At 70.7% G+C, this 22,008-nt stretch carries 19 protein-coding genes and 1 pseudogene; 7 read left to right on the top strand and 13 right to left on the bottom strand.

All coding sequences use genetic code 11. The annotated features are described in order from the left end of the window. Window positions 1-96: 96 nt before the first annotated feature. Window positions 97-1,068, top strand: a complete 972-nt coding sequence (locus tag I6A81_RS26655; protein WP_307874927.1) for a carotenoid biosynthesis protein — start codon at window positions 97-99, stop codon at window positions 1,066-1,068. Window positions 1,069-1,165: 97 nt separating this feature from the next. Here the strand turns inward: I6A81_RS26655 and I6A81_RS26650 are convergent, their stop codons facing one another. The 9 genes from I6A81_RS26650 to I6A81_RS26610 form a co-directional block, all read right to left on the bottom strand. Then, entirely contained in the window at window positions 1,166-2,143 is a 978-nt protein-coding gene (locus I6A81_RS26650; RefSeq protein ID WP_203003878.1) for an acyl-CoA dehydrogenase family protein, read from the bottom strand. Further along, window positions 2,140-3,297 (bottom strand): acyl-CoA dehydrogenase family protein, encoded by a 1,158-nt coding sequence (locus I6A81_RS26645; RefSeq protein WP_203003877.1) that lies wholly within the window; start codon window positions 3,295-3,297, stop codon window positions 2,140-2,142. The genes I6A81_RS26650 and I6A81_RS26645 overlap by 4 nt, the downstream gene beginning before the upstream one ends. Window positions 3,298-3,457: 160 nt before the next feature. Next, complete coding sequence (locus I6A81_RS26640; protein WP_307874926.1) at window positions 3,458-5,101, bottom strand: AMP-binding protein; 1,644 nt, start codon at window positions 5,099-5,101, stop codon at window positions 3,458-3,460. Window positions 5,102-5,358: 257 nt separating this feature from the next. Next, window positions 5,359-5,871: a cupin domain-containing protein gene (locus tag I6A81_RS26635; protein WP_203003876.1), complete on the bottom strand. Its 513-nt coding sequence runs from the start codon at window positions 5,869-5,871 to the stop codon at window positions 5,359-5,361. A gap of 112 nt (window positions 5,872-5,983) precedes the next feature. Next, complete coding sequence (locus I6A81_RS26630) at window positions 5,984-6,844, bottom strand: TIGR03620 family F420-dependent LLM class oxidoreductase (protein WP_203003875.1); 861 nt, start codon at window positions 6,842-6,844, stop codon at window positions 5,984-5,986. Between the two features lie 81 nt (window positions 6,845-6,925). Then, window positions 6,926-8,041, bottom strand: a complete 1,116-nt coding sequence (locus I6A81_RS26625; RefSeq protein ID WP_203003893.1) for an NDMA-dependent alcohol dehydrogenase — start codon at window positions 8,039-8,041, stop codon at window positions 6,926-6,928. Window positions 8,042-8,211: 170 nt separating this feature from the next. Then, the gene (locus I6A81_RS45770) at window positions 8,212-9,258 is read right to left on the bottom strand and encodes a helix-turn-helix domain-containing protein (RefSeq protein WP_307874925.1); all 1,047 of its coding nucleotides are present in this window, start codon (window positions 9,256-9,258) and stop codon (window positions 8,212-8,214) included. Window positions 9,259-9,348: 90 nt separating this feature from the next. Further along, a complete protein-coding gene (locus I6A81_RS26615; RefSeq protein ID WP_203003874.1) occupies window positions 9,349-10,416 on the bottom strand; it encodes an alpha/beta hydrolase in 1,068 nt (355 codons plus the stop codon). Window positions 10,417-10,833: 417 nt separating this feature from the next. After that, entirely contained in the window at window positions 10,834-11,466 is a 633-nt protein-coding gene (locus I6A81_RS26610) for a TetR/AcrR family transcriptional regulator (protein ID WP_203003873.1), read from the bottom strand. A 90-nt stretch (window positions 11,467-11,556) separates the two neighbouring features. Here I6A81_RS26610 and I6A81_RS26605 point away from each other — a divergent pair, with 90 nt between their 5' ends. Continuing rightward, window positions 11,557-12,024 (top strand): nuclear transport factor 2 family protein, encoded by a 468-nt coding sequence (locus tag I6A81_RS26605; RefSeq protein ID WP_203003872.1) that lies wholly within the window; start codon window positions 11,557-11,559, stop codon window positions 12,022-12,024. A 319-nt stretch (window positions 12,025-12,343) separates the two neighbouring features. Here I6A81_RS26605 and I6A81_RS26600 read toward each other — a convergent pair whose 3' ends face one another. The 4 genes from I6A81_RS26600 to I6A81_RS26585 form a co-directional block, all read right to left on the bottom strand. Beyond that, entirely contained in the window at window positions 12,344-12,775 is a 432-nt protein-coding gene (locus I6A81_RS26600; RefSeq protein ID WP_203003871.1) for a MaoC/PaaZ C-terminal domain-containing protein, read from the bottom strand. A 182-nt stretch (window positions 12,776-12,957) separates the two neighbouring features. Continuing rightward, on the bottom strand, window positions 12,958-13,452 hold the full coding sequence (locus I6A81_RS26595; RefSeq protein ID WP_203003870.1) for a MaoC family dehydratase N-terminal domain-containing protein: 495 nt from the start codon (window positions 13,450-13,452) through the stop codon (window positions 12,958-12,960). Between the two features lie 108 nt (window positions 13,453-13,560). Continuing rightward, window positions 13,561-14,769 carry an ABC transporter substrate-binding protein gene (locus I6A81_RS26590; protein ID WP_238429381.1) on the bottom strand — a complete coding sequence of 403 codons (1,209 nt, stop codon included), beginning with the start codon at window positions 14,767-14,769 and terminating at the stop codon, window positions 13,561-13,563. A 573-nt stretch (window positions 14,770-15,342) separates the two neighbouring features. Next, window positions 15,343-16,032, bottom strand: a complete 690-nt coding sequence (locus I6A81_RS26585; protein ID WP_203003868.1) for a GntR family transcriptional regulator — start codon at window positions 16,030-16,032, stop codon at window positions 15,343-15,345. A gap of 128 nt (window positions 16,033-16,160) precedes the next feature. Here I6A81_RS26585 and I6A81_RS26580 point away from each other — a divergent pair, with 128 nt between their 5' ends. The 5 genes and pseudogenes from I6A81_RS26580 to I6A81_RS26560 form a co-directional block, all read left to right on the top strand. Beyond that, on the top strand, window positions 16,161-17,336 hold the full coding sequence (locus I6A81_RS26580) for an amidohydrolase family protein (RefSeq protein WP_203003867.1): 1,176 nt from the start codon (window positions 16,161-16,163) through the stop codon (window positions 17,334-17,336). Between the two features lie 213 nt (window positions 17,337-17,549). Next, complete coding sequence (locus I6A81_RS26575) at window positions 17,550-18,743, top strand: cytochrome P450 (protein WP_203003891.1); 1,194 nt, start codon at window positions 17,550-17,552, stop codon at window positions 18,741-18,743. A 118-nt stretch (window positions 18,744-18,861) separates the two neighbouring features. Then, a complete protein-coding gene (locus I6A81_RS26570) occupies window positions 18,862-19,758 on the top strand; it encodes an LLM class F420-dependent oxidoreductase (RefSeq protein WP_203003890.1) in 897 nt (298 codons plus the stop codon). Between the two features lie 117 nt (window positions 19,759-19,875). Further along, window positions 19,876-21,093, top strand: coding sequence for a CaiB/BaiF CoA transferase family protein (locus I6A81_RS26565; protein ID WP_203003866.1), 1,218 nt, complete (start codon window positions 19,876-19,878; stop codon window positions 21,091-21,093). A gap of 156 nt (window positions 21,094-21,249) precedes the next feature. Beyond that, window positions 21,250-22,008 (top strand): annotated as a pseudogene (locus I6A81_RS26560) (cytochrome P450); the annotation flags it as partial.

Genomic DNA, 22,008 nt, shown 5'->3' with positions numbered 1-22,008 from the left:
AAAGGGCGGCCGCGGATGGCTGGCGAGGCTCGGCGGGGGTCAGCGGCGGCTGTCCTGGCTGGAAGCGGGACGTCGGAGGCGGACGCGGGTCGTCCCGTGGGACGTACCCGCGTCCTGATCCTGTGGGTCGTGGCGCTGATCGCGCTGGTGGCCGCGGTCGGTGGAGCGGTCTGGGCGGGCAGCGAGATCGGCGACGCGGCCACGGACGTACTGCCCGGCGTCGCGTTGCTGTTCAGCCTGGTGCACGGTTCGCTGTGGGTGGGCTGGCGCGGCGTCGGCGCCTACTTCGTGATCAGCTACGTCGTGGCGTTCGCGTTGGAGGCGTGCAGTGTCGCGTTCGGCTTCCCCTTCGGCTACTACGAGCACTTCACCGGCGGGCCGAGTCTTCTCGATATTCCGCTCGTGGTGCCGTCGGCGTATTTCGCGTACGGCTGGATCGCGTGGGTGCTGGCCAGTGTGATCGTGCGTGGTGGTCCTTCTCGGCCGGTGGGCGCCGAGCGTTTCACCGTTCCGCTCGTCGCGACGGTCATCCTCACCGGCTGGGACTTCACCTTCGACGCGGTGTATGCCACCGTGAATTCTCAGTACCGGTACGACGACCCCGGCGGCTACTTCGGAGTGCCCGTCTCGAACTTCCTCGGCTGGCTCCTCACAGGCTGGGTCATCTCCCAGGTGTTCGCGCTCGTCGAATCGAAGGTTTCGACAGAGACGCCCCCGGCCCACCGAGCCCTCCAGGTGCTCCCGAGCGTGGTGTGGGCGCTGCCCGTCCTCCCGCTGCTCGGGTTCCTCCTGTCGCCGCCGCCGGGAGAGGTCACGGTGGGCGACCGGACCTTCGTGACCGCCGACATCTACGGGTCCGCGTTCGTGACAGGCCTGATGACACTGGGTTTCGTCGCCGCTCTGGCCCTGATCAGAGCGACCGCCCGGCCGGGCCCGGCACCCCGCCCGACAGGGCGGGTGGATGAGTCCACGGGCAACGGCCAGGCGGAAGGCGCGCGGAACGCGTACCAGCGAGCCGACGACCTCGGACTCGTGGACGCAGCCGATGCCACCCAGCGAGCCGGTTAGCTCCGGGTGAGCGCCCGTCCCCGCTCCCGACAGTCCGGTGCGGCGCCGCGGCGCGCGCCCACCGCCGCCTGGCCGCGGGCCACCTCTTGATGATCGTTTACTGTGGGCTTGCCAGCAGGGCCGCGGCGTCCACGGCCAGATCGGCGCGCGTCTGGCGGACCCAGCCGCCGAGTGCGTGGGTGAGCTCCGCGGAGGTGCCCAGCAGCGCGTCGAGAGCGAGCACCCGGCTGTGGAAGTGGTGGTGGCTGTGCTCGGCGGTGAAGCCGATGGCGCCCAGCACCTGCAGGGCGCGTTCGCAGGCGCGGCGCCCGTTGCGGCCGGCCAGCGCCTTGACGACCTCGTCGTGGCGCGGGGGCGTCGCCTCGTCGAGGCGGGCCGCGGTGACGGCGACGCTCTCCAGCGCCACGCAGTCGGTCTTCGCCCAGGCCAGCAGGTGACGGACCGCCTGGAACGTGCCGATGGGCTTGCCGAACTGCTCCCGGGTGGCGGCGTGGGCCACCGCCAGCGCGAGCGCGCCCTCGGCCGCGCCCAGGATCTCCCACGCGAGGGCGAGACGGCCAAGGAACTGGCCGCGGGCCCGCGCCGGCGACGCGTGACTCTCGGCGACCGTGGGCGCCCACGCGGACGGGTCGAGCTCGACCTCGTGGAGGGCGAGCCGGCCCGCGACCTCGAGCGGGCGAAGGCCGACCCGGTCGGCGTCGACGACGCCCGCGCCCTGGCCCGGGCGGTCGACGAGCAGGGACCTGCCGGCGACGTCGCCGATCACGATCAGCCGCTCGCCTCGCCGGCGCGAGCGGTGGTTGATCGCCGCGACGAGGGACCCGGGGGCATGCCCGGTGGCGGCGAGGAACGGCTGGGCCATCAACGCGCCCAGCGCGGCCGACGTCGCCAGCTCCCGGCCCTGCGCACGAAACAGCGCCAGGGCGGCCATCCGGGCATCCCGGTCGGCCAGCTCACCCAGCAGGTCCCACCAGCCCAACGCGTCCAGCGGGTCGCCGCCCTCGCGGGGCGCGCGCAGCGCGAGGCACGCGGCGTCGAGAAACTCCTGGTCGGCCTGTTCCACGGTCACGGTCATGGCAGCCGAAGGATCTGCTTGGCGATCGTGTCGAGCTGCATCTGCTGGGAGCCTCCGTACACGGTGACGATCCGGGAGAACAGATAGTCCTGACGACGCGCGGCGGCCTCGTCATCGGGCGGCCCGACGGCGAGGTCCGGGTCGCTGGCCAGCGCCCAGTCGTTGACCGACTGCTCGCTCGCCCCCAGCAGCAGCTTCACGAACGCGGCCTTGGGGCCCAGCGCCGCGCCGCTCGCGTGGGCGTGCAGGCCGAGGTGACTGCTCGCCCGGACGGCGGCCAGATCCAGCAGGGCGTCGCCGAGAAGGCGGTCGGCGGCGGGGGTGCCGGTCTCGACGGTCTCGAGTAGCTGGCGGTAGAGGAAGTTGTGCCGGAACCAGGCGAAGGTGCCCCGCTCGTGGGCAAGGATGTGCATCGCGACACCCCACCCGCCGCCCAGCTCGCCGACGATCCGCTCCGGCCCGACGGCGACCTCGTCGAAGGTGACCTCGGCGAGCTCGTCGGTACCGTTCGCCTGTTCGATCGCCCGGACCTCGACACCCGGAGAACGCAGATCCACCGCGAACGCCGTCAGCCCCCGGTGGCGGGACTCGGGGGGCCCGGTCCGCGCCAGGACCAGGCACCACGTCGCGTACCGGGCCCAGCTCGTCCAGATCTTGCGACCGGTGATCAGATAACCGCCGTCGGCGGCGACGGCCCGGGTACGCAGGCTCGCGAGGTCCGAGCCCGCCTCCGGCTCGGAGAACCCCTGCGACCAGCGCTCCTCGCCGCGCAGGAACCGCGGCAGCGTCCCCGCGACGAACCCCGCGTCACCCATCGCCACCAGCGTCGGGGCCAGGATCTCCAGGTGCTCGAACAGCGCCATCGCCGCCACCCCGTGCCGGGCCAGCGCCTCCCACATCGCGGCCCGGTGCAGGATCCCACCACCCAGCCCGCCGACCTGCTCGGGCCAGCCATAACGCGCCCAGCCCTCGTCGAACAGGGCGCGCATGAGCTCGGACGTCACCGCGACCCGCTCCGCGTAGACGGGAAGCGGCCGGGCCGCCGCCACCAGCTCGGCCGGCCGAGACGCCAGCCACGCCTCGAAGGAGGCCGCGTACGCACTCAGATCGTCACGCAGCACGTCGCGCCGGCCGCTACCGGTGAGATGCGACATCAAGAGAACTCCCAATCTCGAAGCAGGGTTGACGCCGCAGGACCGGCGCATGAGCGAGAAGCGCGTGTCCAAGGTCCGATCCGCCGGGCCGCGCGGAGCTCCGCGCGGCGGGACCCGTCGTGCCCGACGGCCGTCTCGGTCTCGCCGACGCGCGGGCGGATCACGGCGCATGGCGGGCCGCCGCCTGCCTCCTCAGCTCCGCTTTCATGATTTTTCCGGTCGACGTGCGGGGGAAGTCCTCGACCGCCTCGAGGTACTCCGGCAGCTTCTGCCGCCCGAGGCCGGCCTCCAGAAGCAGCCGGCGGACGGACTCGACCGTCGGCTCGGCACGGCCTGGGGCCAGCCGCAGCAGTGCGCCGACCTTCTCGCCGAGCCGAGGGTCCGGCACCGCGATGACCGCGACCTCCAGAAGGTCCGGCAGGACGCTGAGCAGCAGCTCCTCGACCTCGGCCGCGCTGACGTTCTCGCCGCCGCGGATGATGATGTCCTTCTTCCGGTCGGTGATCGTGAGGAACCCCGCGCCGTCCAGCACGCCCAGGTCCTCGGTCCGGTACCAGCCCTCGGCGTCGAAGGCGGCCGCGGTCAGGGCGGGGTCGGTGTACCCGATGAAGCAGTCCGGGCCCCGTGACCAGATCTCGCCGGGCTGCCCCTGCGCCACCGGCTGGCCGTCCTCGTCGAGCAGCCTGATCTGGACGCCGGCGAGCGGCCGGCCGTCGGTGTGCAGGCGAGCCCGCCGCTCGTCCGCGTGGCGGGAGCCGGTGATCGATGGATGCTCGGTCGACCCGTACATCCGGACGACCGAGACGCCGGCGGCCGTCGCCTTCTCGGTGACGGCCGGCGGCACGGCCGCGCCGCCCAGCCCGACGTACCGCAGCAGGCGGCGATGCTCGTCGGTCAGCTCAGGGTGATCGAGCAGGCTGGTGAGGAAGTACGTCGCGCCCGAGCCGGCGGACAGGCCGTACTTGGCCATGACCTGAAGCACCCGGCCCGGGTCCCAGACGTCTATCACGTTGATCTGCTCGCCCCGGGTGAGCGGGATGAGCAGGGCGCTGAGCATGCCCATGAAGTGGCCGAGCGGGGTTCCGGTCAGCGCGGGCAGGCCGCCGCCCGCCTGCATCGCGCCGAGCTGCCGCACCTCGGCGCCCAGGGTGTTGTGGGAGTGGATCACACCCTTGGGCTCCGCGGTGGTCCCGGAGGTGTAGGCGACGACCGCCGGGGCGTCCGGATCCACCGTCGGGTGCACCCGCCGCGGCAGAGCGTCTTCCAGGGTGTCGAACGTGATCGCGCCGGCGGGCAGGGACGCGGCGTCCGTGCCGACCACCGCGACCACCCGCAGGGACGGGATGCCCGCGCACACCCCAGGAAGGTCGTCCAGGTAGTTCCGGCGGCCGAACGCCCCGGCCGACACGAACGCGGCGACCTCCGTGCGGCGCAGGATGTAGGAGACCTCCTTCGGGCCGTAGAAGTGCACGATCGGCACCACCACGGCGCCCAGGACACTTGCCGCGTAGAAGGTGACGGCCGCCTCGGCCCAGTTGGGCAGCTGAAAGGCGACGGCGTCTCCCGGGCCTATCCCGCGCGCCGCGAGGCCGCCCGCCACCGCGAGCGTCCTGGCCCACAGCTCGGCGAAGGAACCCTCCCACGGGCGTTCCAGGGAGTGGACGCGAAACATCTGGTCGGGATGGTCACGGAACGCGCGGTCGATCTTCGTGCCCAGGGTCTCGCCGTCCCACAGACCCGCCCGACGCCACCCGTCCGTGAGCGCGTCCGGCGCGAACCTGGTCTGCCATCGGTCTTCTGGCACGGCGTCTCCTCGCTGCTCCAGCGCCGTCCGTCCCGCCGTTCAGTTTGGTCGGCCGCTCGTCCACGATCGATCACCGGGTGCGCGGCTGACGCCGGGCTCGGCGTCGCCAGAATATCGAAGTTGACACCGATGTCGAGTTTCTTCGGTTCGGGGAGCCGAGGCGGGCCCGACCACCGCGGCAGCCCCTGACCAGCCGCGCCAGCCGCGGCGGGCCGCGCGAGGGACCTCTGAGGCGGGGCGGGCGGAGCCCGGTGGCCTCAGCTCTGCTGGCCAGGCCGGGTCGCGGCCCACAGGTCGCGGTTCGCGACCGCCGCCTCGACGATCGGCTTCCACCGCTCGGCGGTCTGGTCGGTGATCTTCATGTCGAAGCTCGTCGCGACGCGGAACTCGAGCACCTCGGCGCCCTCCGGCCCGGCGGCGTAGGCGTAGGGCGCCTCGGCCGCGACGAAGAACCCGTCTCCCCCGCGCATGACGCGGGTGCCCATGACGATCTCGCCGGACAGGACGTAGTACAGGCAGTCGGCGGAATGGCTGTGGCGGGGCAGCCGGAAACCGGCGCCGAACCAGGAGTGGACGAGACTGAACCCGTCCGGCCCCTCGCCCTTGAAGAGCACGGTCACATGCTGCCCGCCACTCACCGGGCGGATGTCCAGGTTGGTGTAGACGGCCTTGTCGATCACCGGCGGCGACATCATCCCGTCGCCCTCGATGGTCGGCGCGTCCGCCGAGCTGTAGAACGCCATCCTGGTGGCTCGCTGATCGGACGACATCGATTTCTCCCATCTGCGCGGAAACATACCGGCGGTACTTACGCGGGATCTGCGTCACGGCGGAAGAGACGCCGTCTCGTCCGCCCGAGCCCGGCGCCGTGGCCCAGGGCGCCTACGGCAGCGCGGCGGCGAGCCGGCGCCATTCCTCCCGCGGGAAGGCACGCTGATCGGCGGTGAGCACCTGCAGGGCCACCTGGTCAGCGCCAGCGGCGTGGTGCTCGCGTACCCGCCGCATGATCGCGTCCTCGTCGCCCCACGCGATCATCGCGTCGAACACGCGGTCGCTCACGGACCGCACCTCCTCCGGTGCGTATCCCAATCGCACCAGGCTGTTGGCATAGTTCGGAAGCGAAAGGTAGCCCCGCAGCCAGGCGCCACCGATGGCATGCGCTTCGTCCGCCGTGGCGCACAGGATCACCGCCTGCTCCGGAAGCACCAGCGCGTCCCGTCCCACCGCCTCCCGGGCGCGCCGGGTGTGCTCGGGCGTGACCAGATAGGGATGCACCCCCCGGGCCCGCTTCGCGGCAAGCTCCAGCATCCGCGGACCGAGCGCGGCCAGGACCCTCCGGTCCACCGGAACAGGCGGGTCCGCGGTATCGAGACCGTCCAGGAACGTCGCCATCGCCGTCAACGGCCGCCGGTACCGGCCGGGCTCCCCCGCGTCGACCGCCACCGCGTGACTCACCCCGACGCCCAGCAGAAAACGGTCGCCATGGGCGGCCGACGACGACGCGTACGACGCCGCCGCCTCGGCCGCCGCGCAGTTCCACAGGTTCAGCACGCCGGTCGCCACCACGACCCGGCTCGTCGCCGCGAGCAGGTTCTCGACAGCCCCGAACATCGGACCGCCCATGTCCGGGATCCACAGAGCGCCGAACCCGAGTTCCTCGAGCTCCGCGGCCGCCTCGGCGGACTCGGCCGGGTCGCCGTACCGCAACTGCTGGCTCCACACACCGACGCCGGAAAGATTCACGTCAAGTCCTCCACTGAACATGCGGCTCCGCCTCGCGCCGCGGCGACGGAACCGGAAGGCCGCCGCGGGGAATCCAGCATCTCAGATGACGATGGCCCCACGGAGGATCCGGCCGGCCTCCAGATCGGCATAGCCGTCGTTCACCTGGTCGAGGGTGTACGTCCTGGTAATGAGTTCGTCGATCTTCAGGGTACCGGCGCGATACAGGTCGAGAAGCCGCGGAATGGCTACCCGGGGGCTTTGCGAGCCATAAAGGCAACCGCGGATCTGCTTGTTCAGCATCGCGAACGTGAACAGGTTGACGTCCACCTGCCGCTGCTTGGCCGGCGCGACCGCGGTGATGACACAGGTGCCGTCCTTCCCGGTCAGGCCCAGCGCAGGTTCCAGCAGCTCCGACCTCATCACCGAGAACGTGCAGATAACCGAGTCACACATCGCCCCGGCGGTCAGTCGCCTGATCTCTTCCGCGGCCTCGTCCAGGGACGCGAACGCGTGGGTGGCCCCGAAACGCAGCGCCTGCTCGCGCTTGAACTCCACCGGATCGACCGCGAAGATCTGTCGTGCTCCCGCGATACGCGCGCCCTGGACGGCGCTGGCACCGATACCGCCGATGCCCAGGACGGCGACGGCGTCCCCCGGCTTCACCTCGGCCCGATGGACCGCCGAGCCGAACCCTGTCGCCACGCCGCATGACACGAGCGCGGCGACGGTCCAGGGCACGTCCGGGTCGATCCGGACGACCGACGACTCGGCCAGCAGCTGACGCTCGGAGAACGCGCCCAACTGCGCGTACCGGGCGGCCGGCTCCCCGCCGACCCGATGCGCGATCCGCCCGTCGGTCATCATCCCGACGTTGAACAGCTTGGCGCCCTCGTTGCACAGGAACGCCCGGCCCGTCCGGCACAGTGGGCAGGCGCCACACGACGGCACGAACGACAGCGCCACGTGGTCGCCGGGCCGCACCGCGGTGACACCCGGGCCGACCTCGACCACCTCGCCGGCGCCCTCATGGCCACAGATCACCGGGTAGTGCGGCAGCGGCATGTCTCCGGTACGCACGTGCTCGTCCGAATGACACAGCCCGCACGCCCGCACGTCGATCAGGACCTCGCCGGCCCCAGGGCCGTCGATCTCCACCGTCTCGATCTTGAAGTCCTCGCCTGGGCCGAAGAGCATCGCCGCGCGCGCAGTGACCATCTGGCCGTCACCCATCTCGTGAATGGCCGTCGCCAGGCCGTCGGTCGGTGCCGTCACCCTAGACGAATCTCAACGTTGACGCCAAGTTTGAGAATGGCTCCGCGGCGGTGCCAGCCTCGGTCACCCGGTCGCCGCCACCCGCACGATCGCGACGATCATGCGGCCTCCGGTCAGCCCGGCCGGTGTCCCGGAGGATTGCGGTGCAGCCTGCGCAGGGCGAGCGCGAGCTGGAGCCGCAGCCTGCCCTGGGGATCGTGCAGCGACCAGCCGAGCAGGCGTTCGGCCTGGGCGAACCGGTCCTGCAGCGTGGAGTGGTGCATGGTGAGCGCCGCGGCGGCGGCCCGCATGCTCGGGCTGGCCGCGACGGCGTCGAGCGTCTGCAGCATCCAGCCGGCCGCCTGGGCCGCCCGTTCGAGGGCGAGCACGTCCGGCACGGGCCGCGTGTCCGGGCCGACGGCGCTCGCGAGGACGGCGAGACCGCCGAGGTCGTCCGCGTGGACCACCCGAGGGCCCGGATCGCGCGCCGTACCCTCGGCCGTCAGGCGCAGCGCCGTCTGGGCCGCGGCCCACGACGACGGCAGGTCGGCGACCGCGACCGCCGGCCCGATCCCGGCTCGCCGGCCGCCTTCGCGCAGGTCCCCGGCGGTCGGGTCCTCGTCGGCGGCCTCGGCCACCGCCCGGATGACCGCCTTCCCGTCCTCGAGGGCGATCGCCCGAGCACGGCTGGCCGCGCCCAGGCCGAGCTGGGCGGCCGCCCGAACCCGGACGCTCTCCGGAAGCGACCCGTCGATGAGGACCTCGACGGCGGCGGGGCCGTCCGCCGGCCCGCTCGGCCTGGTTCGCCCGCTCGTCCGCTCGAGCGCGCCGCGCGCGGCAGCGGCGGCCCGTTCCAGCACCATCGCGTCGACGGCGTTAGGCGGGCCCGCCCGCTCCAGCCACAGTGTGCTGTCCGCGCCCGGGACCACCGGGGCGCGCATCCACTCGGGCCGCGGCGGCGTCGGCCGGTCCCGCCGCGTGCCTTCGCTGTCCACCTCCAGGTGGATGTGGCGGGACGCGTCGTCGAGACGAGCCGGGCAGCCGGACAGCACGGCCGCGCCCCGCACGATCGTCTCGAGCCCGGCGCGGCCCTCGACGAGACGGTCGAAGTACGCGATCACGCGGACAGCCGCGGCGGCATCCGGGTCCAGCGCGACCAGCCGACCCGCGAGCTCCTTCACCGGTCCATCGTGCCGCCGTGGCCTGGCCGGCTCAATCGCCGGACCCGACCCGCTCGAACATCGCCGGACGCGCCCGCTCGAACACGCGCCTCAGTCGGCGATGATCCGGCGCAGCCACGCCAGCCGGGCAGCCCTCGCCTGCCGCGACAGCGTCGCGTGCGGGGCCAGGCCGTCGAAGCCGTGAAAACCGCCCGGCCACACGTGCAGCTCCGCCTGGCCGCCGGCCCGCCAGATCCGGGACGCGTAGGCGACGTCCTCGTCCCGGAACGTCTCCGCCGACCCGACATCGACGAAGGCCGGCGGCAGGTTCGACAGGTCCTCGGCGCGCGCGGGCGCCGCGTACGGCGACACGTCCGGACCGCCGCGCAGGTCGCCCAGCAGGGAACGCCAGCCGACCTCGTTCGCGGCGCGGTCCCACACGCCGCGCCCGGCCATCTGCACCGCCGACACCGTGTCGTTGCGGTCGTCGAGCATCGGGCACATCAGCAGCTGCCCGGCCACCGTGGGGCCGCCTCGGTCGCGGGCGAGCAGCGCGACCGCCGCGCACAGGCCGCCGCCGGCGCTCGTCCCGGCAATGACGATCCGGTTCGGGTCGATGCCCAGCTCGTCGGCGTGCTCGACGGTCCACAGCAGCCCGGCATAGCAGTCCTCGACCGGCGCGGGGTGCGGGTTCTCCGGAGCGAGCCGGTACTCGACCGAGATCCCGACCAGCCCGCCGAGCTCCCGTGACCACTCCTGGATCTCCGAGATACCCAGCCGGTTGTTTCCGATGATCATTCCGCCGCCGTGCATGAAGTAGACCGCGGGCAGCAGCCTGTCGGCGGCGGCGGGAGCAGCGGCGTCCTTGGCCGGACGGCTGATGAGCAGCGAGACCTCCGGAGCGCCCGGCGGGCCGGGAACCAGACGGTCCTCGACGGCGAACGCGCCGTTCCCGGTCAGGACCTCGTCGGGGACCGTGAAGAGCGCGGCGCCGGAACGGGTCTGGGTAAGGAGATCCTCGGCCGAGAACGGCGCGTCCACCGAGAACCCGAACGCCTCGAGACCCGCGGCGAGCTCCACGTCGAACGGCGGTGGCGGGCCCACCGCTCCAGCCGACACCGTTGCGGCCCGGCCCGCCTCGTCGGGCGTCGCGTCTCGGTCAGCTGGCGCGATGGTCATGACTCTCCTCATGCTCCGGATACGTCGTGGCCGTGCACCGGCGCCACCCCCGTCGGCTGTGACGGCCGACACCATGCTGACCCGTTCGCCGTGGTGGCGACAGGCGCCGGCTGGCGGCAATGTCCCGCCATATGGCGGGCACGAGGTGAGGGCTCGCGTCTGATCTCTCCTTTAGTTCCGGGATCCGGCGTTGCCCGGCCGCGTGGGGCGATGGAACATCGCTGGCCGCTGGTCACTGGTCGCTGGCTGGTCCTGGGATCGGTCCATCGGCTGTGGTGCCAAGCCAGGAGGTTTTCGGCACCATGGCGTCTGGGATCATGGTCGAACACCCCACAGGTCATGACCAGCCGCTCGCCGGGGCCGCACCGCTCACCGGTCACGAGGTTTCCCTCCAGCGGGCTCCACGCGGAAGGGTTGTCAGTCGCCGGTGTTCGCGGGCCGGACCTCCAGCGAGGCTCGCGGCCGAAGCCCGTCGAAGATGACAGCGAGGGTGCGGCGTTGCAGGTCGTCGTCCCAGCCGGCCCGCAGCGCCCCCTGGCAGGTGCTGGTCAGCAACGCCATCACCTCGTCGATCCGCGCGTCCTCGCGGATCGCCGCGGACCGCTGGCCCAGCGTCAGCAACTCGCCGATCCCGGCGCGCAGCGCCTGCAGCGGCTGCGCGGCCTGGACCTCGACGCCGGACCGGGACAGCAGCTCGACGACGGTCTTCCGCGCCGCCGCCTGCGCGACCAGGCGGGTGAAGAAGCCGAACAGCGCGGTGCGCGGATCACCCGCGGACGCCAGGGCGCCCACCTCGGCGGTGAGCCGTTCCAACAGGTCCTTCATGATCGCCGCGAGAAGGTCGTCCTTCGTCGGAAAGTGCCGGAAGACCGTTCCGATCGCCACCCCCGCGCGGCGGGCGACCTCCTCGGTCGTCGCCGACGCGCCCCGCTCGGCGAACACCTCGGCCGCGGCGGCGAGGATGCGGGCCCGGTTGCGCCGGGCGTCGGCCCGCGGCGCCGGCGCGCCGTCCGCCTTGCCCGCCCCCCCGGGCGGCCCCGGTGGCGTCATCGCGGCCTCCCCCGTTGACAACATGAGTGACCACTCTTACTTTTCTAAATCGAGTACGCACTCATGTTACTGCCACGGAGGGAGCCCGCGATGGGCGCACAGGCTGGGACCACGACAGGCCCGAGGACTCCGCGGGAGGTCTTCGCGTGCATGTGGCGGCAGTGGCTCGCCAACGGCACGGACACGGCGGACAGCCTGCTCGCCGAGGACGCCGTCGTCGAGACGCCGTTCGCCGCGCCGGGTCATCCGCGACGCTTCCACGGGCGAAAGGAGTTCCTGGCCTTCGCCGCGGCCGGCCGGGCCGCCCTGCCGGTCCGTTTCGAGGAATGCCGGGAGGTGGCGATCCACGAGACCACCGACCCGGAGGTGATCATCGTCGAGTACGAACTGGCCGGAACCGTCACCACCACCGGCCGCCGCGCCTCGGCCCCGTTCATCGGCGTGCTCCGCGTCCGGGACGGCCTCATCACCGAATGGCGCGAATACCAGCACACCCTCGGCATCGCCCACGCGCTGGGACAACTGCCGGCGCTGCTCGCCACCATGCCATCGACATAACCGAGAACAGCGCCGCGCGTGGGCCTCACCGACGCGCCGGCATACGGACGAACATCCCGGGCAGGAAGCGGACGCCGCGGCCAACGCTACCGCGGGCAATGTCTGCCCCGTCGACGAACGGGCAGAGCGGCACCCCCGCCACCCCTCTCCGCCTCGTGCCAGACACCCGGAAGATCCCGGGCGTCCTGTCAGTCATCAGGGTCGCCGAACGGCGCTGGTCCTGGCTCTGGTGTCGGACACGATTCCCCGTGACGTCGGACAGGACGAGCACACGGCCGCACGCGGGCACAGGACGAACGTCGCCGGGTATGGCACGAGCTCAGCCGCGAGTAGGCAGTGACACCACCGCGTGACCCGGGGAGGTCTTGACTCCGTCCTGGTTGATCACATTGATGTCGAGGGTTACGAGGTTCTCCCCGTTCTCCTGCTTCTTCCCGGTCACAACGCCGACAGTGGTGAGAACATCGTTTTTGTGGTTGATCGCCCGGAACTGCATGCCGAGCTCGCGGACCTCCGCCTCGTCGCCGATCCAGGCCCGTAGGGCGTTGAGCACGTAGGCCCAGCGCAGGTTGCCCATGCCGAACGCCGCGGCCTGCCCGGCCGCCTTCCCCGCCTCGTCATCCATGTGGATGTAGTAGAACTCGTCGTTGACGGCAGCGAACCGATTCCAGTTCATGAAGTCGGTCTTGCGCTGAAACGCCGGGATCTCCTGGCCGACCGCCACGTCCTCGAAGTAGACGTTGTATGCCATCTCACCGGTCCTTAACAGGTCGCTGCCGGCCAGTCCCTCGACCGTCAACGTTGGTCTGCGACGCATGATCGCCGATAGTGCCCTGGAGAGGTCGCGGACATGGCCAGGTCACGACCTCCCCAGGGCAGAAACGGCGATCATGTCCGGCGTCGAGACAGGGCGAACCCTTGGCGGGGTCGGCGCTAGTAGCGAATCGTCGTCTTGACACGGGTCTTGACGATCTCGCCGTTCTGGTTGGTCCACTCGGTCTCGACGTACGTGTAGAGAGTGAGGCCATTACGGCCCTGGCGTTCCTCCCAGTGCATCAGCCGGGATCGGGTCGTGATGACGTCCCCTGGCCGGATCTTCGCGCCGAGCTTCTCGGTCATCCCGCCATTGAGAATATTTTCGCCCTTCTTCGCCTCCTGGCCGGGGACGGCTCCCGCCGGGCTCGGCTCGGTCATCGGGACGGCCCAGGCGAAGGGATTGAAGTCCTCCGGGGCAATGATCCCGCCCCATCGGGTCGACTTGGCGTACTCCTCGTCCCAGTAGATCCGCGGCGGCGTCTCGCCCCAGTACACCGCGATGGCCCACCTGCGGATGTCGGAGGCCGACACAGGGTAGGAAGCCTGCTCGTCGGTCCACACGCCCTTCTGGGCCTCGAGTTCGGGCGTGACCAGTGTGTCGATCCGCGTCATCGTTTTCCTTCGATCCATCGAAGCGCCGACGTCGTTGACCATCGCACGAGGCCGCGTCAGCCGCCTCCGCGCTGTGTCTCCAGGCCGCTCGAACCGGTCGCCCTGCCCCTAACCCGGGATCGAGCTCTGGCCGAGGGCCTGGTAGGTGGTCGGCTTGCCCTTGTCGTCCAACGTGGTCGCCAGCCCGCCGCGCACGCAGACGGCCGGCAGTGCCGGGTCGGCCTTGCCGTTGCACCGGAAGCGCACTCCCCCAGCACCGGGTAGCGGCTTCTCCGGCATCTTTGTGATCGTGGCGGCGATGCCCGCCGGAGTCAGGTCGGTCGGCGAAATGCCCTCGAGAGCGTCACGGAAGCCAGCCATGGAGGTGAACATGCCGATCGCGACGCCGCTGTTGAGGTCGATGTCGTCGCCGTAGGTCCGCGAGACCTCGCTGAACAGCCTGAACGACGGGTCGTCCGTGCCCACTGGCGCCTGGGCGCCGACAGTCATCCCCGCCAGGACGCTGCCGGGCACCACCTTGGCGGTGTCCTCACCCAGGCACTGCGTGATGCTCACGACCGTGCCGGTGTAACCGACAGCGTGCAGTCCGTTGAAAGCAGCCGTGCAGAACGCGGCGCCGCCGACGACGAAGACGAGGCCGGTGCCGTCGGTGGCGATGCGTTGCATCTGCGGCGTCATGTCGGCCTGGTCCGGCGGGATGGCCACCAGGTTGAGGTCGACACCCGCTTCCGTGAAGATCGGCGGCGCCTGGTTCTGGTAGATACCGACCGCGGCTGGTAGGTCGATGACGACCGCGGTCACCTTCTTGACGCCCTTTTCCTTCGCCACGCTGATAGGCAGCCCGATGACGCTGAAGATCGGGTCGGCGAGGACGAAGGTCTCGGGATCGGCAAGCAGCGCTGGGCTGCTGTTGGCGTAGAACATCGTCGGAATGTGCGCGTCGTGCAGCGGCTGCCAGGCCGCGTCCGGGAACGCCGGCCCGCCGAACACCACGGCGACCACGTTCTCCTCGACCATCCGGTTACCACAGTCGGCGGCCTTCGCCGGGTCGGCCAGGGCCTCGCAGGTGACGAGCTGGATCGGCCGGCCGCCCAGTCCGCCACGCCGCGCGTTGATCCATTCCACGGTCGCGTCGGCCACTCGCCCCTCGACGGAGGTGTCGCTGGTGGGGGCCTTGCCGTCGGAGATCATGCCGATCTTCACGGGGTCCCCGGTGGCCGGGTCGGGCGCGCCGAGGACGGCGTCGACGGACGCCGCCGACGTGCTCGGGTCGGTGGTGTTCTCCGCTCCGCCGCTTCCGCAGCCGGCTGCCAGCAAGGTGGCCGCGGCCAGCGGGACGGCTAATATGAATAACGGTCTCTTTTGCTCCTGCCTGCGCGTCGCGCGGCTGCGCGTCGGGCCGTTACGCCGGAATCCTGCGCGTTGCATGCCTACCCCAGTTCGTCGTCTTGCCGGGTGGAACCATGGCCGTACCGTTTGCCGAGGGCCGGGCATTGATAGCCGACGTGCTGTTGTCACACCGGCTGAACGAAGCGGCGTCTCGGTGTATGTACTTCCGTTCATTTCGCGGCCGCCGTCACGCCCCACGCTCCACAGGCAGGGGAAGGCGCGGCCACCGCCTGGCGGGAAGGCCGGACGGCGATATGGCCGGACGGACAGCACGGTGACCCGTCGCTCGATCCGGCCCGCTGGCCGACGTCGGCCGCTTCTGGCCGGACGCGACGGCGCCCCGATGCGCCTCGGTTGCCGCGCGTCTGTGGCGAGTTCAGGTGACCACCCGCTCGCCTGATGCCGAGGTGATCGGAAAAGCCCCGCGGCCGCCCCTCCCTGGAAGCCGTCGAGCCCGCCCTTCCCCGGTGGAAGGCGCCTGCCGTATCCCGCGGGTGGGCGCTAGCCGACGGCCGCGTTGGTGCCGTCGGCCCGGAGCACGCCGCGCCGGGTCAGCTCGTCGACCACCTGTTCCGCGGCCTCGTTGGCTTCCGCGAGGCGCGCCCGCGACGCCCCCTGGGGGTCACCGGCGATGATCGCCTCGATGACCCGCCGGTGAGCCTCGACGATGTCGCCGTGGCTTCGGCGATCGCTTTCACCCGCGGCCCACCCGAGGAAGCCGCCGTAGCCGCGCAGCTCGGCGAGTAGCCGCGGCGTCGCCCCGGCTCGGTGCTGCACCCGCAGGATCTCGTTGGCCAGGTCCGCGCGACGGGCGGCCAGGTCGCCGCTGTTCGCCAGCTCGTCGAGCAGGCTCTCGAGCTGCTCGAGCACCCGCGGGTCACGGTCCACGGCGACACGCGCGGCGGCCACCCCTCCGAGCAGGCCAAGAACGTGGAAGTCCGCGCGCAGCGTGCGCGCGTCGAAGTGCTGCACGAACGTCGCCCGGTGCACCTGCGCCGATACCAGGCCGTCCCGTTCGAGCAGCACGAGCGCCTCCCGGACCGGGGTGGGGCTGACGTCGAGCGCCTCGGTGAGGCGCTCGACATAGATCCGGTCACCGCACCGTAGGCGGCCTTCGAAGATCTCCCGCTGCACGTACTCGACGACCACGGCACTCGTCTTCGTCCGCCGCGGCACGGCTTTGATCACCACCTCGCCATCGTGGCCGCCACGCGCCACCCCAGTCAATAAAAAATAAAAAATTGCCAGCCATCGGACGTGAGCGTACGCTCACCACCGCGCCGGGACAGGCGCGATCGAGCGGACGCAAGGAGGCTGCGGTGGCCAAGCTGGCTGACGGTCTGCGAGTGATCGACGCCGACTCGCACATGACCGAACGTCACGATCTCTTCACCGAACGGGCGCCGAAAGGGTACGAGGACCGGGTGCCCCACGTCGAGCACATCGACGGCATGGACATGTGGGTGATCGAGGGCAAGACGTTCGGCAAGGCAGGCTCGGGTGGCACGGTCGACCATGACGGGAAGAAGCACCCGTTCCGCGCCTCGCAGGGCGGGTCATGGACCATCGACGACGTGCACCCCGCCGCGTGGGACCCGGCGGAACGCCTGCGCCTCATGGACGACCTGGGCATTCACGCGCAGGTCCTCTACCCGAACGAGATCGGCATCGGCGGGCAGAACCTGCGCAACTCCGTGCAGGACGAGGTGCTGCTGCGGCTGTGTGTCGAGCTGTACAACGACGCCATGGCCGAGGTGCAGGAGCGGTCGGGCAACCGGCTGCTGCCGATGCCGATCATGCCGGCGTGGGACATCGAGGCCTGCGTGCGCGAGGCGCGGCGCTGCGCCGCGCAGGGCGCCCGCGGGGTCAACATGACCGCCGACCCGCAGGACTCCGGGTCACCCGACCTCGGCGACCGCGCCTGGGACCCGTTCTGGGAGGTCTGCGCCGGGCTCGACCTGCCGGTCCACTTCCACATCGGCGCCAGCCAGACCGCGCTGGCCTACTTCGGCACCACGTTCTGGCCGAGCCAGGACCACTACGTGAAGCCGGCGATCGGCGGCGCGTCGCTGTTCCAGAACAACTCCCGGGTGCTGCTCAACAGCGCCTACTCCGGGATGTTCGACCGGCACCCCGACCTGAAGATGGTCTCCGTCGAGAGCGGCATCGGCTGGGTGCCGTTCATGCTCGAGGCGATGGACTACGAGCTGGAGGAGAACGCGCCCGCGCACGCCAAGAAGCTCCAGAAGCTCCCCTCGGAGTACTTCCGCGACAACTGGTACGCGACCTTCTGGTTCGAGACCGGCCGCGGCGACCTGCAGCACCTCGTCGACCAGGTCGGCGAGGACAAGATCCTGTTCGAGACGGACTTCCCGCACCCGACCTGCCTGCACCCGAACCCGGTCGAGCTGGTCGGCGAGACGATCGCCACCCTGCGTCCCGAGACCCAGCGCAAGGTCATGGGCGAGAACGCGGCGAAGCTCTACCGGATCTGACGACAGCGCGACGCAACCTGAGAAAACTCCCGGCCCCGCGGCGTCACGGACCCGACAGCCGAGGACTACTGGGATGGCAATCGGGCTCAGCCGGCCTTCGGGGAAATACGCCATCGCACTGTGGAAATCATTACCGAGTGAATCCTGGCGACACCGTACCGGCATCGTCGGTGCGCGATGTGTGGCCTCTACGCGCAGGGATAATGCATGACGATGACGACCGCTGGCCCGGTGTACTGGGACCCTTACGACCCGGCACTGGCAGTCGACCCTTATCCGATCTACCGGCGGCTACGCGAGGAGAAGCCGCTTTATTACAATGAGAAGCACGACTTCTACGCCGTAAGCCGGTTCGCGGACTGCGAGCGTGGTCTGCCGGACACGAAGACTTTCAGCTCGGCGCGGGGCGGGATCCTCGAGCTGATCAAGTCAGGTCTGGAGATACCGCCCGGCACGCTCATCTTCGAGGACCCGCCCATCCACGACATCCACCGGCGCCTGCTCGTGCGGGTGTTCACACCCCGCCGGATCAGCGCCCTGGAGCCGAAGGTGCGGGAGTACTGCCGCCAGGTGCTCGACCCGCTGGTCGGCGAGCAGCGGTTCGACCTGATCCAGGCGGTCGGGGCGGAGATGCCGATGCGGGTGATCGGCATGCTGATGGGCATCCCCGAAGGGGATCAGGCCGAGCTGCGGGACATGTTCGACGACCGGCTGCGTACCGAGGACGGCGGGCAGATGGACCTGTCCGAAGGCGCCATCCTGTCCGGCGAGATCTTCGGCGACTACGTCGACTGGCGGAAAGAACACCCGTCCGACGACCTGATGACCGAGCTGCTCACCGCCGAGTTCACCGACGAGAACGGTGTGACGCGCACGCTGACCCGCGACGAGGTGCTGTCCTACGTCACCGTGGTCGCGAGCGCCGGCAACGAGACGACCGGGCGGCTCATCGGCTGGATCGGCTCGACGCTGGCGGACCATCCGGACGCGCGCCGGGAGCTGGCCGCCGACCGGTCGCTGATTCCCAACGCCATCGAGGAGATCCTCCGGCTGCAGCCGCCCGGCCCGTTCATCGCCCGCTACGTCACCGAGGACGTCACGTTTCACGACACGACCGTCCCCGCCGGCAGTGCGGTCGTCTTCATCGTCGCCGCGGCCAACCGCGACGAGGAGCGCTACCCAGAGCCGGATCGCCTGGACATCCGCCGCCGGATCAGCCAGCAGCTCACCTTCGGCCTCGGCGCCCACTACTGCCTCGGCGCGGCGCTGGCCCGGCTCGAGGGCCGCGTGGCCCTCGACGAGATTCTCACCCGCTTCCCGGACTGGGATGTCGACTGGGACGGCGCGAAGCTCGCCCAGACATCCTCCGTGCGCGGGTGGGAGACCCTGCCACTCGTCATCGGGTAGGCGGCCACGGCGAGGGCCGACCGCGCTCGAGACCGGCCGGCGCCGCGCGGCCAACGTCGACGCGGCCCATGAAGACGCAGCCCATGACGAGGGCGTCGCGACTACTGACGAGGTGACGATGCAGTTCTTCTTTCACTACCCGGAAACCACCGGAGCCGACGGCGACATGCTCGACCCGGGCCCGCTGGGCGAGGTCGCGGCCGCGGTGGAGCGGGCGGGTTTCGAGGGTTTCGCGCTCACCGACCATCCGATCCCGGGCGCCCGGTGGCTGTCCTCCGGTGGTCACCAGAGCCTGGACCCGTTCGTCGGCCTCGGGTTCGCGGCCGCGGCGACCGAACGGCTGCGGCTGCTCACCCACCTGTCGGTGGCGCCGTATCGCAACCCGTTCCTGCTGGCCAAGGCGGCGGCCACCGTCGACAAGCTCTCCGGCGGCCGGTTCATCCTCGGGCTCGGCGCGGGCTACCAGAAGTCGGAGTTCTTCGCGCTCGGCGTGGACATGGCTGAGCGCAACGCCCTGTTCGACGAGGCACTCGACGTCCTGCCGCTGCACTGGAGCGGCCAGCCGTTCAGCTACCAGGGCCGGCACTTCGACGCCCGCAACGTGATCGCGCTGCCCCGGCCGGTACAGAACCCGATCCCGATCTGGATCGGCGGGAACTCGAAGCTGAGCCGGCGACGGGTCGCCGAGCGGGCCCAGGGCTGGATGCCGATGTCGGGACCCCCCGAGCTGTCCGCGACCGCCCGCACCGTCGCGATCACCTCGCTGGCACAGCTCGGCGACATGATCGCCGAAGTGCGCGCGGCGGCCGCGGCGCACGGCCGCACCGAGCCGCTCGACTTCCTGTACTCCTACCACGACCTCGGCGACCCCGCCGTCGAACCGGACCGCCACCGCGAGGTGATCGCCGAGATGGAGAAGGTCGGCGTCACCCGTCTCATGATCACATGCTTCACCCGGGAAACCGCCGCCACCCTCGACTTCATCGAGAGCTTCGGCGCGATCTACATATCGTGACGATCCCGCGATAAAAGCCCGCGGTGAGCGGAAAGCGGAAACCCTACCGAGCCCGAGTCGAGCCCCTGTCCGCGGCCCCGCGCCGCGCGGGAGGACCCGTTTTCAAGGAGGAGAGGAATGGCGGGAGTCATGGAGGGCGTCCGCGTCCTGGAGGTCGCCGAGCACACCTTCGTGCCGGCGGCCTCGGCGGTTCTCGCCGATCTCGGCGCGGACGTCATCAAGATCGAGCACGTCGAGCGCGGTGACGCCATGCGCGGACTGGCCACTACCGGTACGGCGTTCGTGCCCGCCGACGTGCACGTGCTGCTCGAACACTCCAACCGGGGAAAGCGCAGCCTCGGGCTCGACATCGCCACCCCCGAAGGCGCCGACATCCTCTACCAGCTCGCCGCCACCGCGGACGTCTTTCTCACCAACAAACTCCCCCACGTCCGCGCGAAACTGCACATCGAGGTCGACGACATCCGCGCCCACAACCCGAACATCATCTACGTGCGCGGCACCGGCCAGGGCGAACGCGGCCCCGACGCCGACAAGGGCTCCTACGACGGCCTCGCGTTCTGGGCCCGCGCCGGCGTCGCGCTGGGCATCATGCAGCCCGAGCACGGACAGGTGCCCTACCCACCGGGGCCGGGGTTCGGTGACTCGATCGGCGCGATGACCATCGCCGGCGGCATAGGGATGGCGCTCTACCATCGCGAACGCACCGGTGAGGCGACGGTCGTGGACGTGTCGCTGATGTCGTCGGCCATGTGGGCGATGGGCCAGGCGATCGGCCTGTCGGTCCTCCTCGGCCAGGGGTGGGCGCCCCCGCCACTCGACGCCCCGCGCGGCAACCCGCTGGTCGGCACCTACCGGACCAAGGACGACCGGTGGCTCTCGTTCAGCTGCCTGCAGGCAGCCCGCTACTGGCGGCCCTTCTGCGAGTGCGCCGGGCGCGAGGACCTCGCCACCGACCCCCGGTTCGCCGACCACGCCTCGCTGATGTCCCACAGCGACGAGGCCACCCGGGCCGTACGGGAGGTGATCGCGCAACGCACCGTCGCACAGTGGCGCGACGCCCTCGAGGACTTCGTCGGCCAGTGGACGGTCGTGCAGGACACCCTCGAGGCCGCCGGCGATCCGCAGTCGGTCGCCAACGGCTATATGCAGCCCTGCGAGACGGCGGCCGGCGTCCCCTTCCAGATGGTCGCGGCGCCGGTGCAGTTCGACGACAAACCGGCCCCGGTCCGCCGCGCGCCCGAGTTCAACGAGCACGGAGACACGATCCTCGCCGACCTCGGCCTCGACTGGGACACCATCCTGGACCTGAAGGTACGCGGCATCGTGGCGTGAGCCCGTCCATGTCCCTTTCCGACCCGTGTCGCGGCACCTTCGCGTCCCGCACCACGAGGATTTCGCCTCATGCGTAAGGAAGACATGATCCTGGCCAGGATCGATGACCACGCCATCGAGCCGCCGACACGCGTTTCGGACAGAAAGGTCTGAACAGTGACGGACTTACATTGGGACCCCTTCGACAAGGTCATCGACGTGGACCCGTATCCGGTCTGGCGCCGGATGCGCGACGAGCAGCCCCTGTACCGCAACGACAGGTACGACTTCTACGCGGTCTCCCGGCACGCCGACGTCGACGCCGTGCATCTCGACACGAAGACCTACAGCTCGGCCTACGGCACCGTGCTGGAGATCATGGGCAAGGACCCGATCCCACCCGGCTTCCTGATCTTCTCCGACCCGCCGGGGCACAAGACACTACGAACACTGGTCTCACGCGCCTTCACCCCGCGGCGCATCGCCGCCCTGGAGGGCCAGGTCCGGGCCTTCTGCGCGGAACTACTGGACCCACACATCGGCCACGGCGGCTTCGACTACGTCCAGGACTTCGCCGCGCAACTCCCCTCCTTGGTCATCTCCGCGTTCATCGGCGTCGACCCCACCGACCGCGAACAGGTCCGCCAGATGATCGACCTCTGCTTCCACATCGAAGAAGGCGTCGGAATGCTCAACCAGACCGCCCTCGACGCCTCCACACGCCTACGTGCCTACTTCGCCGACCAGATCGAGGACCGCCGCGCCCGACCCCGCGACGACATGATCACCGCGCTCGTCCAGGCCGAGGTCAAGGACGGCGACACCACCCGCCGGCTCACCACCGCCGAAGCCGCCACCCTCACCAACGAGATGGTCAGCGCCGGCACCGAGACCGTCGCCCGCCTCCTCGGCTGGGCCGCCGTCCTGCTCGCCGCC

It is taken from the genome of Frankia nepalensis (genome assembly GCF_016786325.1).
Taxonomy (GTDB): domain Bacteria; phylum Actinomycetota; class Actinomycetes; order Frankiales; family Frankiaceae; genus Pseudofrankia; species Pseudofrankia nepalensis.
Note: the sequence above shows the minus strand (reverse complement) of the source record. Positions and strands in the feature narration are given on the sequence as shown.

Coding starts and splice junctions, on each gene's coding strand:
- I6A81_RS26650 (WP_203003878.1), bottom strand. CDS start 2,143: ATGACCGTGACCGTGGAACAGGCCGACCAGGAGTTTCTCGACGCCGCG.
- I6A81_RS26645 (WP_203003877.1), bottom strand. CDS start 3,297: ATGTCGCATCTCACCGGTAGCGGCCGGCGCGACGTGCTGCGTGACGAT.
- I6A81_RS26635 (WP_203003876.1), bottom strand. CDS start 5,871: ATGTCGTCCGATCAGCGAGCCACCAGGATGGCGTTCTACAGCTCGGCG.
- I6A81_RS26625 (WP_203003893.1), bottom strand. CDS start 8,041: ATGGTCACTGCGCGCGCGGCGATGCTCTTCGGCCCAGGCGAGGACTTC.
- I6A81_RS26615 (WP_203003874.1), bottom strand. CDS start 10,416: ATGACCATCGCGCCAGCTGACCGAGACGCGACGCCCGACGAGGCGGGC.
- I6A81_RS26610 (WP_203003873.1), bottom strand. CDS start 11,466: ATGACGCCACCGGGGCCGCCCGGGGGGGCGGGCAAGGCGGACGGCGCG.
- I6A81_RS26605 (WP_203003872.1), top strand. CDS start 11,557: ATGGGCGCACAGGCTGGGACCACGACAGGCCCGAGGACTCCGCGGGAG.
- I6A81_RS26600 (WP_203003871.1), bottom strand. CDS start 12,775: ATGGCATACAACGTCTACTTCGAGGACGTGGCGGTCGGCCAGGAGATC.
- I6A81_RS26595 (WP_203003870.1), bottom strand. CDS start 13,452: ATGACGCGGATCGACACACTGGTCACGCCCGAACTCGAGGCCCAGAAG.
- I6A81_RS26575 (WP_203003891.1), top strand. CDS start 17,550: ATGACGACCGCTGGCCCGGTGTACTGGGACCCTTACGACCCGGCACTG.
- I6A81_RS26570 (WP_203003890.1), top strand. CDS start 18,862: ATGCAGTTCTTCTTTCACTACCCGGAAACCACCGGAGCCGACGGCGAC.
- I6A81_RS26565 (WP_203003866.1), top strand. CDS start 19,876: ATGGCGGGAGTCATGGAGGGCGTCCGCGTCCTGGAGGTCGCCGAGCAC.